11 protein-coding genes are annotated in these 13,069 nt (G+C 75.3%); 6 read left to right on the top strand and 5 right to left on the bottom strand.

All coding sequences use genetic code 11. The annotated features are described in order from the left end of the window. Positions 1-732, bottom strand: a 732-nt coding sequence (locus tag ACFP3V_RS08265) for a crotonase/enoyl-CoA hydratase family protein (protein WP_380581402.1), incomplete at its 3' end; no start/stop codon positions are given. A gap of 107 nt (positions 733-839) precedes the next feature. Here ACFP3V_RS08265 and ACFP3V_RS08260 point away from each other — a divergent pair. From ACFP3V_RS08260 to ACFP3V_RS08235, 6 genes are all read left to right on the top strand, one after another. Beyond that, entirely contained in the window at positions 840-1,451 is a 612-nt protein-coding gene (locus ACFP3V_RS08260; RefSeq protein ID WP_380581401.1) for a hypothetical protein, read from the top strand. A 228-nt stretch (positions 1,452-1,679) separates the two neighbouring features. After that, the gene (locus ACFP3V_RS08255; protein WP_380581399.1) at positions 1,680-5,594 is read left to right on the top strand and encodes a Pls/PosA family non-ribosomal peptide synthetase; all 3,915 of its coding nucleotides are present in this window, start codon (positions 1,680-1,682) and stop codon (positions 5,592-5,594) included. A 4-nt stretch (positions 5,595-5,598) separates the two neighbouring features. After that, positions 5,599-6,915: a M1 family metallopeptidase gene (locus tag ACFP3V_RS08250; RefSeq protein WP_380581396.1), complete on the top strand. Its 1,317-nt coding sequence runs from the start codon at positions 5,599-5,601 to the stop codon at positions 6,913-6,915. Between the two features lie 329 nt (positions 6,916-7,244). Beyond that, positions 7,245-8,201 (top strand): NADPH:quinone oxidoreductase family protein, encoded by a 957-nt coding sequence (locus tag ACFP3V_RS08245; RefSeq protein WP_380581394.1) that lies wholly within the window; start codon positions 7,245-7,247, stop codon positions 8,199-8,201. A 61-nt stretch (positions 8,202-8,262) separates the two neighbouring features. Further along, a complete protein-coding gene (locus tag ACFP3V_RS08240) occupies positions 8,263-9,024 on the top strand; it encodes an SDR family oxidoreductase (RefSeq protein WP_380581392.1) in 762 nt (253 codons plus the stop codon). A 79-nt stretch (positions 9,025-9,103) separates the two neighbouring features. Then, positions 9,104-9,676 carry a hypothetical protein gene (locus ACFP3V_RS08235; RefSeq protein WP_380581390.1) on the top strand — a complete coding sequence of 191 codons (573 nt, stop codon included), beginning with the start codon at positions 9,104-9,106 and terminating at the stop codon, positions 9,674-9,676. On the opposite strand, the gene ACFP3V_RS08230 is transcribed toward ACFP3V_RS08235, so the two are convergent. From ACFP3V_RS08230 to ACFP3V_RS08215, 4 genes are all read right to left on the bottom strand, one after another. Then, on the bottom strand, positions 9,658-10,095 hold the full coding sequence (locus ACFP3V_RS08230) for a WD40 repeat domain-containing protein (RefSeq protein ID WP_380581388.1): 438 nt from the start codon (positions 10,093-10,095) through the stop codon (positions 9,658-9,660). The genes ACFP3V_RS08235 and ACFP3V_RS08230 overlap by 19 nt on opposite strands. A gap of 75 nt (positions 10,096-10,170) precedes the next feature. After that, the gene (locus ACFP3V_RS08225; protein WP_380581386.1) at positions 10,171-10,887 is read right to left on the bottom strand and encodes a DUF4232 domain-containing protein; all 717 of its coding nucleotides are present in this window, start codon (positions 10,885-10,887) and stop codon (positions 10,171-10,173) included. Between the two features lie 63 nt (positions 10,888-10,950). Continuing rightward, complete coding sequence (locus tag ACFP3V_RS08220) at positions 10,951-11,376, bottom strand: GlcG/HbpS family heme-binding protein (RefSeq protein ID WP_380581384.1); 426 nt, start codon at positions 11,374-11,376, stop codon at positions 10,951-10,953. A 260-nt stretch (positions 11,377-11,636) separates the two neighbouring features. Further along, on the bottom strand, positions 11,637-12,851 hold the full coding sequence (locus ACFP3V_RS08215) for an MFS transporter (RefSeq protein WP_380581382.1): 1,215 nt from the start codon (positions 12,849-12,851) through the stop codon (positions 11,637-11,639). Between the last annotated feature and the right edge of the window lie 218 nt (positions 12,852-13,069).

The following is a 13,069-nucleotide window of genomic DNA, read 5'->3' as shown; positions in this document are numbered from 1 at the left end:
GTCCGGTGCGGACAGGACCTGGGCGCCGCGCTCGTGCGCGAGGCGGAGCGCGTCGCCAGCCGGGAGGCCGGCGGCGTCACGGACCAGGGCGCGGTCCGAGCGGAGGCAGCGCTGGGGCAGTGCGGCCAGCCGGGCCGCGAGCTCCTCGGCGGCCTCACGTGAACCCCCCTCCGGGGTAAGGCGGTTGACCAGGCCGATGGCGAGCGCCTCGGCGGCGTCCACGGGCCGGCCGGTGAGGATCAGGTCCATCGCCCGGCTCTCGCCGATGAGGCGCGGGAGCCGGACCGTGCCGCCGTCGATCAGCGGGACGCCGAAGCGGCGGCAGAAGACGCCGAAGACGGCGTCCGGCTCGGCGGCCCGCAGATCGCACCAGAGCGCCAACTCCAGGCCCCCGGCCACGGCGTGGCCCGCCACGGCCGCGATCACCGGCTTCGACAGCCGCAGCCGGGTCGGGCCCATGGGCCCCGGTCCGTACGCCGCGTCCGCCACCTCCCCGGGGATGCCGTGCCCGGCCAGCGACGTGAGGTCGTAACCCGCGCAGAAGGCGCCGCCCTCGCCGTGCAGGACCGCCACCGAGGCCGCGTCGTCCGCCTCGAACTCCTCGAAGGCGCGCCGCAGTTGCTCGGCAGTGGCCGCGTCCACCGCGTTGCGGACCTCGGGTCGGTGCAGCAGCACGGTGGTCACCGGCCCCCTGCGCTCCACCCGCACCGGCCGCGCTTCGTCCACGGACATATCCGCTCCTTCCCGGCAGCTGGACACGGAGGTGCCCGGTCGCCATTCTGGACTCCCTCAGACGCCGCCGGGGGAGACGGCGCTGTGCGGGGGCGGGGGGACACGCGGTGCTGATCGCTGGAGTGGTGCTGGCGCTGCTGATGGGCGCGGGCCTGGGCGCGGTGCTGACCGGGGCCATGCAACTGGGGTCGGGGCACGGGGTGGCCCTGTTCGTGATCGGGGTGAACGCGGTCCCCTGGGTGGGCATCGTCGCCTTCGCGCTGCTCGCGGCCGCCGAGCGCCGGCGCGTCGCCGGGAAGGGGAGCGGCCGGACCGAACGCGCGCCGGCGCGGATCGAGTCCTCGGCGGCCGTCGGGGAGGGGCCGAACCTGCCGCTGCGGCTGGACCTGACGGTGGCGCCGGAGACTGGACCGGCCTTCCGGGTGGAGGCGCACGCGGCGGTCAACATCATGGACCTGGACCGCTTCCGGGCGGGCGGCACGGTCCTCGTCGAGTACGACCCGGAGCGCCGCTGGGATGTGCGGGTACGTCACCAGACCGGCGGTGACCGGGCGGGGAGGCTCGCCCTCGTCAAGATCGATTCCGTGCCGCCGGCGGCCCGGGTGACCCGTCCGGCGGCCGAGCGGCGCCGCACCGTGCGCCTCGGGCTGCTCTGCGGCGCCGTGGGCTTCGCCGCGTCGCTGCCGCTGTGGTGGGCACTGCGGAGCCCGTGGCACTGAGCGCGCTTCGGGCCGCGCCGACGGACGGGCGCAGGGGGTGGGCTTGGTCACGGTCGCCCGTGCGGGAGTTGGCGCACGCCCGAGTCAAGTCTCTTGTGGCGAAAAGGAGTTCATGCCTCAATGGGCTGGTGAATGCTCCGTCCGGGCGACACGGCGGGAGCGCGACCAGCAGGCCAGGGGCCCGAAGGCGGTCTAGAGTCGGCAGGATCGTCGACGGAAGAGGCACGCATGACTTCGGCCCCCAGCACCACCGCGGCCACGGCTTCGGAGGCCGCCGGAGCCGCCGAGGCCGCGCCGTCCGGGCTCGCGCTGTTCACCGGGCGCCCGGCGCATCCGGAGCGCACCCTGCTGGACGTCTTCGAGGCCACGGTCCGCGCCCATCCCACCGAGCCCGCGCTGGACGACGGTTCCCGGGTGCTGACCTACCGGGCGCTCGCCGCCGAGGTGGAGCGGACCCGGGCCCGGCTCGCTGCGGCCGGGGTCGGCGTCGGGGACCGGGTCGGCGTACGCGTGCCGTCGGGGACGGCCGATCTCTACGTCTGCATTCTCGCCGTGCTCTCCGCCGGGGCCGCCTACGTCCCGGTGGACGCGGAGGACCCGGACGAGCGCGCCGACGTCGTCTTCGGCGAGGCCGGGGTGCGGGCGGTGTTCGGGGCGGAGCGGGAGTTGACGCTGCGTCGGCCCGGCGACACGCCCGCACCCGCGGGCCGCCCCGGGCCGGAGGACGACGCGTGGATCATCTTCACCTCCGGCTCCACCGGCACGCCGAAGGGCGTCGCAGTGCCGCACCGCTGCGCCGCCGCCTTCGCGGACGCCGAGGCCGCGCTGTTCCAGCAGCAGGAGCCGCTGGGTCCGGGCGACCGGGTGATGGCCGGACTGTCGGTGGCCTTCGACGCCTCCTGCGAGGAGATGTGGCTGGCCTGGCGGCACGGCGCGTGCCTGGTCGCCGTTCCGCGCACCCGGGTCCGCAGCGGCGCGGACCTCGGGCCGTGGCTGGTGGAGCAGGAGATCACCGTCGTCTCCACCGTGCCGACGCTGGCCGCGCTGTGGCCGGTGGAATCCCTCGCCGACGTGCGCCTGCTGATCTTCGGCGGCGAGGCATGCCCGCCGGAGCTGGCCGAACGACTGGCCGCCGACGGCCGGGAGGTGTGGAACACCTACGGCCCCACCGAGGCCACCGTCGTCTCCTGCGCCGCGCCGCTGACCGGCGCCGGGCCGATCCGGATCGGGCTGCCGCTGGACGGCTGGGAGCTGGCCGTCGTCGACGAGCACGGCCAGGTCGTCGAGATGGGCGGCAGCGGCCAGCTCGTCATCGGCGGCGCCGGCCTGGCCCGCTACCTCGACCCCGCGAAGGACGCCACCGCCTACGCCCCGCTGCCCTCCCTCGGCTGGGAGCGCGCCTACCGCTCCGGGGACCTGGTCCGCGCCGAGCCGGAGGGCCTGGTCTTCCTCGGCCGCGCCGACGACCAGGTGAAGGTGGGCGGTCGGCGGATCGAGCTGGGCGAGGTGGACGCCGTGCTGCAGGCACTGCCCGGCGTCCAGGCCGCCGCCGCGGCCGTGCGCACCGCCCGCAGCGGCAACGACCTGCTCGTCGGCTACCTGGTCACCGCCGACGGCTTCGACCAGGCCGCCGCCGTCGCCCGCCTCCGGGAGCAGCTGCCCGCCGCGCTGGTGCCGCTGCTGGCCCAGGTCGAGGCGCTGCCGACGCGCACCTCCGGGAAGGTGGACCGGGCCGCGCTGCCCTGGCCGCTGCCGACGGAGGGTCAGCAGCACGGCCCCGCCGAGCTGTTCGGCACCGAGGCGTGGCTGGCCGGGCTCTGGGCCGAGGTCCTGGGCGCGGGCCCGCGCGAGGCGGACGACGACTTCTTCGCCATCGGCGGCGGCAGCCTCGCCGCCGCCCGGCTGGTGGCCCTGATCCGCGAACGTCATCCGGCCGCGGCCGTCGCCGACCTGTACCAGCACTCGGTGCTGCGCGCCCAGGCCCGCCACCTCGACCGGCTCGCCGCACGCGAACTCGACGCCGCGCCCCGGGAGGTGACGCCCACTCCGCGCCGCGCCGGGTTCGTCCAGCTGCTGCTGACGGTGCCGCTGCTCACCGTCCTCGGCCTGCGCTGGGCCGTCGCCGCAGCCGCTCTCGGCAACCTCCTGACGTGGGCCGGCTGGACCGGCTTGGCGCCGTCCGCGCCCTGGTGGGCCGTGGCCTCCGGCGCGGCGGTGCTGTGGACGCCGCCGGGCCGCATCGCCCTGGCAGCCGGGGGCGCCCGCCTGCTGCTGCGCGGCGTCGCACCCGGGACCCACCCGCGCGGCGGCAGCGTGCACCTGCGGTTGTGGACCGCGGAGCGGCTGGCCGAGGTGACGGGCGCTCAGAACCTCTCCGGCGCCTGGCTGCTGCGCTACGCCCGGGCCCTGGGTGCGGACGTCGGCGCGGACGTGGACCTGCATACCCTGCCGCCGGTCACCGGCCGGCTCAAGCTCGGCAAGGGCTGCGCGGTCGAGGCCGAGGTGGACCTCGCCGGCTGGTGGCTGGACGGCGACCGGCTGCACGTGGGCCCGGTCCGGGTCGGCGCGGGGGCCGTCGTCGGCACCCGCAGCGTGCTGCTGCCCGGAGCGCGGGTGGGCAAGCGCGCGGAGATCGCGCCCGGTTCCGCCGTGCTGGGCCAGGTGCCCACCGGCCAGCGCTGGGCGGGCGTGCCGGCCGTCAAGACCGGGAAGGCCCGCCACGACTGGCCCGGCGAGCGGCCACGACGCAGCGCGGCCTGGGCCTTCCTCTACGGGCTGAGCGGCTTCCTTCCGGGCGGCCTCGCGCTGCTGGCCGCGGCCCCCGGGCTCGCCGTGCTCGCGGCGCTCGCCGGCACTCCGGCGGCGGACGCGCGGACCCTCGCGGCACTCGCGCCCGCCGTGCTGGCGTCGCTCGGCGTCTACGCGGGGCTGCTGCTCCTGCTGGTCCGGCTGCTCGGGCGCGGGCTGACGCCCGGTCACCATCCGGTCCACTCGCGGCCCGCGTGGCAGGCGTGGACCGTGACCCAGCTGATGGACCTGGCCCGCACCGCCCTCTTCCCGCTCTACGCCAGCCTGCTGACGCCGGTCTGGCTGCGCGCCCTGGGCATGCGGGTCGGCCGCGGCGTCGAGGCCTCCACCGTGCTCGCGCTGCCCAGCCTGACCACGGTCCGCGACGGGGCCTTCCTCGCCGACGACACGCTGGTCGCGCCCTACGAACTCGGCGGCGGCTGGCTGCGTCTTGCGGAGGCTCAGATCGGCCGCCGCGCCTTCCTCGGCAACTCCGGGATGACCGCGCCCGGGCGCAGCGTCCCGGACCGGGGCCTGGTGGGCGTGCTGTCCGCCGCGCCCAAGAAGGCCAAGAAGGGCAGCTCCTACCTCGGCATGCCGCCGATCCGGCTGCCGCGCCGGGCCGACCGCGCGGACGCCGGTCGCACCTACGACCCGCCGGCCCGGCTCAGGGCCGCGCGCGGCGCCGTCGAGCTGCTGCGGCTGCTCCCGCTGCTGGGCTCCGCCTGGCTCGGGTTCGGCGTGCTGGCCGCCTTCGGCCGGCTCGGCTTCGGCCTCGCCCTGCAGTGCTCCGGGCTCGTGCTGCTCTGCGCCGGGCTCTGCGCCGCCACCGTCGCCCTGGCGGCCAAGTGGCTGCTGGTCGGCCGCTACCGGGCAGGCGAGCAGCCGCTGTGGAGCGGGCACGTCTGGCGCGACGAACTCGCCGACACCTTCACCGAGGTGCTGGCGGTGCCCTGGCTGGTCGGCGCGCTCCCGGGCTCCCCGCTGATGACCTGGTGGCTGCGCGGGCTCGGGGCGAGGATCGGCCGCGGGGTGTGGTGCGAGAGCTACTGGCTGCCCGAGGCCGACCTGGTGCGGCTCGGCGCGGGCGCGAGCGTCAACCGAGGCTGCGTCGTGCAGACCCACCTGTTCCACGACCGGATCATGCGGATGGACGCGGTCACCCTGGAGGCAGGTGCGACCCTGGGCCCGCACGGTATCGTCCTGCCCGGCGCCAAGATCGGCGCCGCCACCACGCTCGGGCCCGCCTCGCTGGTGATGGCGGGGGAGTCGGTGCCCCCGCACACCCGCTGGCTGGGCAACCCCATCGAGCCGTGGCCGCAGCCGGACCGGCAGGGGAACGAGAACGGAGCCTAGACAGGTGGCCAACGGGAAGCAGGCGGCGTACCCGCAGGACAGCTACTTCCCCGGCCACGGCGACCCCCGCTACCGCGTCCACCGCTACGAGCTCACCCTCGACTACCGGCCCGCGCCCAACCGGCTCTCCGGCAGCGCCCGGATCAGCTGCATCAACGGGCCCGATCCGCTGCCCGAAGTCGTCCTGGACTTCGCCGAGTTCCGCGTCCACCGGCTGCTGCTCGACGGCCGCCAGGTCCGCTGGACCCACCGGGCGGGCAAGCTGCGGCTGCGCCCGGCCCGGCCGCTCGCCCCCGGGCAGGCCTTCACCGCCGAGGTGGGCTACGCCGGCAACCCCCGCCCGCAGCGCAGCCCCTGGGGCGGGCTGGGCTGGGAGGAGCTGACCGACGGCGCGCTGGTGGCCAGCCAGCCGATCGGCGCGCCTTCCTGGTACCCGTGCAACGACCGTGTCGGCGACCGGGCGGCCTACCTGGTCTCGATGACCGCCCCCGCCTCCTACAGCGTCGTCGGCAACGGGCGGCTGCTCACCCGCACGGCCCACGCTGGGGCCACCACCTGGGTGTGGGACCAACCCGCGCCCACCGCCAGCTATCTGACGACCGTGCAGATCGGCCGCTACCTGGACGAGCCGCTCGGCGAAGGTTCCCCGGTCCCGCAGACCCTGCACGCCCCGCAGCGGCTGCTCGCGTCCGCCCGCCACGACTTCGCCCGCCAGCCGCAGATGGCCGCGCTCTTCACCGAGCTGTTCGGGCCCTACCCCTTCGGCGAGTACGCGGTCGTGGTGGTCGACGAGGACCTGGACGTCCCGGTCGAGGCCCAGGGCCTGTCCGTGTTCGGCGCCAACCACGTGGACGGCTTCCGCGGCTCCGAGCGGCTGGTCGCGCACGAGTTGGCGCACCAGTGGTTCGGCAACGCGGTGGGGATCGCGGACTGGCGGCACATCTGGCTGAACGAGGGCTTCGCCAAGTACGCCGAGTGGCTGTGGTCCGAGCGCTCGGGCGGCCGTCCCGCCGAGGCCCACGCGGCGGACGCCCACGCGCACCTGGCCGCGCTGCCGCAGGACCTGGTGCTCGCGGACCCGGGCCGCAAGCTGATGTTCGACGACCGGCTCTACCGGCGCGGCGGCCTGGTCCTGCACGAGCTGCGGCGGCTGCTCGGCGACACCGGCTTCTTCGCCCTGGTGCGGGAGTGGGCCGGGCGCCGGGAGGCCGTGGTCACCACGGCGGACTTCACCGCGTGCGCGCAGCGGCACAGCGCCGTCCCGCTCGACGGCTTCTTCCGCGCCTGGCTCTTCCAGGGGCCGCTGCCGCAACGCTCCTGAGCCGGGGCCTGTCCAGCGGATCCCCGGGCCGCGCGGATCCCCCACCCTTCGGGCCGGAGCTGCCCCAGGCACGGCCTGCCCCGGCCTCGCCGGGGAGGTGCCCCCTCCCGGCGTGGGCGACGACGCCCAGGACGTCCAGTCCGAGGGCGACCCTCCGCCTTCCGAGCCGGCCCCACGAACACCGCAACCCGCACCGCAGCCCGGCGAAGCTGGGCGGACACGGCACGGGAATACGGCCCCGCTGTTTACTCCATACCGACTGGTAGGTAGCCTCCAGGGCAGCGACATACCGACCAGTCGGTGCACCGGCACCGGGCGAGGGAGCGGAAGTGAAGGCCTGGCGCGTCCACGAGAACGGCGAACCCCGCGAGCAGTTGCGCCTCGACGAGGTGCCCACCCCCGAGCCCGGCGCGGGCCAGGTGCTCGTCCGCGTCCGCGCCGCGGCCGTCAACTTCCCCGACGCGTTGCTGACGCGCGGTCAGTACCAGATCACCCCGCCGCTGCCGTTCACTCCGGGCGTGGAGCTGTGCGGCGAGGTCGCCGGCACCGGCGAGCGGGTCATCGGCACGGCCGCGCTGCCGCACGGCGCCTTCGCCGAGTACGCCCTGATGGACGCCGCCCGGCTGTTCCCCGCGCCGGAGTCGCTCGACGACGCGGCCGCCGCCTCCTTCCACATCGCCTACCAGACCGGCTGGTTCGGCCTGCACCGCCGCGCGGACCTGCGCGCGGGCGAGACGCTGCTGGTGCACGCCGCCGCGGGCGGCGTCGGCAGCGCCGCCGTGCAGCTGGGCAAGGCCGCCGGCGCCACGGTGATCGGCGTCGTCGGCGGCCCCGAGAAGGCGGCCGTGGCCCGGGAGTTGGGGGCGGACCTGGTCATCGACCGCACCAGCGAGGACTTCGTCGCCGCCGTCAAGGAGGCCACCGGCGGGCGCGGCGCGGACGTGGTCTACGACCCGGTCGGCGGTGCCGCCTACCAGGGCTCCACCAAGTGCGTCGCCTTCGAGGGCCGGATCGTCGTGGTCGGCTTCGCGTCGGGGACGATCCCGGCACCGGGGCTGAACCACGCGCTGGTCAAGAACTACTCGGTGCTGGGCCTGCACTGGGGCCTGTACGACCGGTACGACCCGCAGGCGATCCGCGACGCCCACGCCGAACTGTCCGCGCTCGCCGCCAAGGGCGCCGTCGCGCCACTGGTCAGCGCCCGGGTGCCGCTGGAGGGCGCGGCGGAGGCGGTGCAGCGCGTCGCCGACGGCGAGTCGACCGGCCGCATCGTCGTCCTGCCCTGACCCGTCCGCGAAGCCCCTCCTCGAAGCCCCGTCACATCCCGTACACCGTAGGAGAGTTCCCATGTCCACGTCCTCCATGAAGGACCGCGTCGCGATCGTCACCGGCAGCAGCCGCGGCATCGGCCACGGCATCGCCCGCGTGCTCGTGGAGCGCGGCGCCCGCGTCGTGCTGACCGCCCGCAACGCCGGCCCGCTGGAGGAGGCCGCCCGCGCGCTCGGCGGCCCCGAGACCGCGCTGGCCGTCGCGGGCAAGTCGGACGACCCGGCCCACCAGGAGGAGACGGTCGCCCGGGCGATGGAGGCCTTCGGACGGGTCGACATGCTCGTGAACAACACCGGCATCAACCCGGTCTACGGCCCCGTGCTGGACACGGACCCGGCGGCCGCCGCGAAGATCCTGGCCGTCAACGTCCTGGCCCCGCTGGCCTGGACGCGCCGGGTGCACCAGGCGTGGATGGGCGAGCACGGCGGCTCCGTCGTCAACGTCTCCTCGGTGGCGGGCCTGCCGCACGCCTCGCCGGGCATCGGCGTCTACGGCGTCAGCAAGGCGGCCCTGAGCCGCCTGACCGTCGAGCTGGCGGTGGAACTCGGCCCCAAGGTGCGCGTCAACTCCGTGGCGCCGGCGGTGGTCAAGACCGACTTCGCCACCGCCCTCTACGAGGGCCGCGAGGAGAAGGTCTCCGCCGCCTACCCCCTCAAGCGCCTCGGTCTCCCCGAGGACGTCGCCGGCGCGGTGGCCTTCCTGCTCTCCGACGACGCCGCCTGGATCACCGGCCAGAACCTCGTCATCGACGGCGGCGTCACCCTCGCCGGCGGCTTCTGACCGCCACGGGACGGCGGGGGAACCGGAGCCGGTGACCCCGCTTCGGGGTGCTTGTCAGCAGCGTCCTAGGCTGGCGCGCATGTCTCGACGCACCGCCTCCCTCGCCGTCCCTGCCGCCCTCGTGGTCCTCACCCTCGCCACCGCCTGCGGCGGGAAGCACGACGCCCCGAACGCGGCCGCCGCCGCGGCGTCCGCCAGTACATCCGCCGAGGCGGCGCACGAGGCGGCGTTCGCGCGCGCGTGGACCGCCGCGGTCGCCCGGCGCAAGGGCGAACTCGACTCGGACTTCACGGCGGTGGTCCAGACGGCCATCAAGCCGTACGGCCTGACCGACCAGCAGTTGCAGGCGGGCGCCTTCCCGACCGGCAGCACGTCGGCCTGCTCGTTCGCCTACTCGCTCCAACTGCCGGTCGACCGCTTCACCGGCATGGCCCAGCAGGTCGAGCGGGCCCTGGAGCGGCACGGCTGGCAGGCCGCCGGGAAGGCGACGAGCGTCGACAGTCTGACCACGCTGGCTCCCCTGACCTGGCGTCACTGGAAGGGCCAGATCACCGAGTTCCGCTACCCGCACGACGAGCCCATGCCTGCGGGCTACGCGCACGGGGCCCTGCTGGTGAAGATCCAGGCGACCAGTCAGGACAAGGGCTGCTGAAGTCGCAGCAGCGCCAGCTCCTCCCCGAAGGCGACGAGGAGGTCGCCGGACGGGGTGGGGGAGAGGGCGGTGACGCGGTAGGGGAAGGGCGGCGGTGGGCCGAAGGGCTGCAGGGTCCGCAGGTGCCAGGCGCGGACGGTGGAGTCGTCGCTGCCGCTGAGGGCGAGCGGGGTGCCGTCGGGGGCGATCACCGTGGCGAGGGCGCCGACGCGGCGGTGGTGGCCGAGGAGGGCCTCGCCGAGTTGACGGCCGGTCAGCAGGTCCCACACCCGCAGGCGGCCGTCGAAGTTGGAGCCGGTGACGGCGACCGGGAGCCCGTCCACCACGGTCGTGGCGACGGCGTCCACCGTGCGGCGGTGGCCGACCAGCCGGGGCGTCAGCGGCTGACGGCCCGCCAGGTCCCAGAGCTGGACCCTCACGTTCGCCGTGGACCTGTCGCATCGTCACGGTACGGGGAGCGCAGGCGTGTTGGTCATCCGGGCCCCGCGGCGACCTCAGTCCTGGTTGCCGGTGGTGCCGGCCACCACGGGGTGGACCTCCAGCCCGGCGCAGCCGGGGAGCTGGACGTCGGCCACCAGACGGGTGGACGTCCGGGTGCCGGGGGGTGTGACCAGCAGGCCGGCGTAGGTCGGGCAGGCCGTGGCCCCGCCCTGGGGCACATCGCTCGCCTCGACCCGGGCCGAGACGACCCCGTGGGCCGGAACCAGGACGGTCGGCGCGTGGGTCGCACCAGGCGCCGCGCCGCCCATCATGCCCCGGAGCGTGCGCCGCGCCTGCACGACCTGGCGGTCGGCGGAGTCGAGCCCGGCGACGCCGGGGTAGCCGTGCAGGGTGCAGGGGTGGTCGGTCCAGTTGGTGAAGGTGAGCACGACGGCCAGGTGTCCCGCCGCGCCTTCGCCGCCGCCGTGGCCGACGGTGATCTGGCTGCCGGTGCAGGCCGCCGGACCGGCCGCCGCGGTGGTCGCCCCGGTGGCCCCGCCGCTGCCGCCCGTGGCACCTGTGGCACTGGTAGCGCCGGTGGATCCGCCCGAACCGCCGTCGGCGGGGGCGGAGTCGGAGGGCGCGGCCGAGGAGCCGACGCCCACGCTCGGCGTGGCCGCCGGGGCGGTGCCGGTGGCGATCGGGCTGCCGGACGAGCCCGAGCAGGCGGACAGGGCGAGACAGGCGGCGACGGTCACGCCGGCCGGCCCGAGAACCGAGTTTCTTCTCATGTCCATGAGGATCGCCCGGAAATGCTGTGCATTGGCCGACGGACCGTCACGATCCTGTCCCGATCAGCGCAGTGACGTCTCGTCGAGGGCGGCGCGGGCGAAGGAGTGGTCCTGCTCGGGGGCCCCGCCGCCGATGCCGAGCGCGCCGACGAGGCGTCCGTCGCGGCGGACGGGCACGCCGCCCGCGAGGAAGAGGAGCGGCCGGTCGAGTGCGGTCGGCAGGGTGTGGAAGGGGCCGCCCGGCTGGACCGCGTCGACCAGGTCCGCGGTCGCGGAGTCGAGCTGAAGGGCGGTGTAGGCCTTGCGGGTGCTGGTCTCGCCGGAGATCAGCACGGCACGGTCGTCGCGGCGGAAGGCGAGCAGATGACCGCCCGCGTCCAGGACGGTGATGCTGACCGGGATGCCTGCGGCCTCGGCGGCCCGGCGGGCGGCCGCGACCAGGGCCTCGGCGTCGGCGGTGGTGAGCGGGGCGACGGCGGTGGTGCTCACGTCGGTTCTCCTGATGGGGGGTGACGGGGTGTGAGGGACTGTCGGGGACCAGGGTCCGTCCGGGGGATCCTCCGGCCCCGCGCCGCTTCCTCACCGTTCGGGCGGGCGGTGCCCCAGGCTGCGTTGCGCAAGCGCCCGAGTACGTCCAGTACAAGGGCGTTCCGCCGCCTTGGATCTGGCCGCGCCTGGGGGCAACCTCCTCGCCCGGAGTGAGGGGCGACGACGCGGGCTGCTCCGGGGATTCGCCGGACAGGCCCTGATCAGTGGTGGATTGGCGTGCGGCCGGTGGGGGCTTCGGCGGGCGGGGCCGGGATGGTGGCCGCGACGGCGGGCGTCCGGCGTTCCAGCCCGGCGGACCAGAGGGCCAGCGCCAGGGCTGCCGCGGCGAGCAGGGCGCCGACCCAGTCGGGCGCGGTGTAGCCGAGGCCCGCCGAGATCACCAGGCCGCCCAGCCAGGCGGAGAGCGCGTTGCCGAGGTTGAACGCCCCGATGTTGACCGCGGACGCAAGCGTCGGGGCGCCGTGCGCCTGGTCCAGCACGCGCTTCTGCAGCGGCGGCACCGTGGCGAAGCCGAGCGCGCCCACGAGCAGCATGGTGACGGCGGCGAGCACCTTGCTGTGCGCGGTGAGGGTGAACAGGCCCAGCACGACGGCGAGTCCGCCGAGGGAGGTGAACAGCATGGGCATCAGCGCGCGGTCCGCGTAGCGGCCGCCGACGAGGTTGCCCAGGAACATGCCGACGCCGAAGAGCACGAGCAGCCAGGTCACCGCGCCGTCGGAGAATCCGGCGACATGCGTCATCATCGGCGCGATGTAGGTGACCGCGGCGAAGACGCCGCCGAAGCCGAGCACGGTCATCGCCATGGCCAGCAGCACCTGGGGGTTCCGGAACGCCGTCAACTCCCGGCGCAGGTGGGCGCCTTCGGGCCGGGGCAGCGGCGGGACGAGCTTGGCGAGGCCGAGCAGGCCGACCACGCCGAGCGCTGCCACGGCGGCGAAGGTCGCCCGCCAGCCGACGGCCTGGCCGACGAAGGTGCCGAGCGGCACGCCGACGACGTTGGCGACGGTCAGGCCGGTGAACATGGTGGCGATCGCGCCGGCCTTGCGGTCGGGGGCGACCAGTTCCGCCGCGACGACCGAGCCGATGCCGAAGAAGGCGCCGTGCGCGAGGGAGGTGACGAGCCGTCCGGCGAGCATGAGGCCGAAGCTCGGAGCGATGGCGGAGAGCAGGTTGCCGAGCACGAACAGGCCCATGAGCAGCATGAGCATCCGCTTGCGGCTGATCCTGGTCCCGAGCGCGGTCATCAGCGGCGCCCCGACCACCACGCCGAGGGCGTAGCCGGTGACGAGCAGACCTGCGGTCGGGATGGACACGCCGTAGTCGGAGGCGATCTGGGGCAGCAGGCCCATGACGACGAACTCGGTGGTGCCGATGCCGAAGGCTCCAATGGCCAGGGCGAGAAGTGCGAGGGGCATGAGGGGGTGTCCTCTGTGCGAGTGCCCCCGGCGGACTGAGGTCCCGCCCGCCGGGGCGGCGGAGCACCACTCCATTGCTGGTGCGCCTTACGAGCACTCACAATAATTGCAGACGCGCGCTATATGCAAACGCATGGGACTGTGGGATAGGCGCCCCCTGGCCCGGAGCGTGTCGGCGCGCCTAGATGATCGATTCCAAGGGTCAGTGGTCGTAGGCG

This window comes from Streptacidiphilus monticola (assembly GCF_042658505.1).
Taxonomy (GTDB): Bacteria; Actinomycetota; Actinomycetes; order Streptomycetales; family Streptomycetaceae; genus Streptacidiphilus; species Streptacidiphilus monticola.
Note: the sequence above shows the minus strand (reverse complement) of the source record. Positions and strands in the feature narration are given on the sequence as shown.

Bases quoted from the DNA above. Each gene is read 5' to 3' on its own strand.
- ACFP3V_RS08255 (WP_380581399.1), top strand. From the start codon at position 1,680: ATGACTTCGGCCCCCAGCACCACCGCGGCCACGGCTTCGGAGGCCGCC.
- ACFP3V_RS08240 (WP_380581392.1), top strand. From the start codon at position 8,263: ATGTCCACGTCCTCCATGAAGGACCGCGTCGCGATCGTCACCGGCAGC.
- ACFP3V_RS08235 (WP_380581390.1), top strand. From the start codon at position 9,104: ATGTCTCGACGCACCGCCTCCCTCGCCGTCCCTGCCGCCCTCGTGGTC.
- ACFP3V_RS08225 (WP_380581386.1), bottom strand. From the start codon at position 10,887: ATGAGAAGAAACTCGGTTCTCGGGCCGGCCGGCGTGACCGTCGCCGCC.
- ACFP3V_RS08215 (WP_380581382.1), bottom strand. From the start codon at position 12,851: ATGCCCCTCGCACTTCTCGCCCTGGCCATTGGAGCCTTCGGCATCGGC.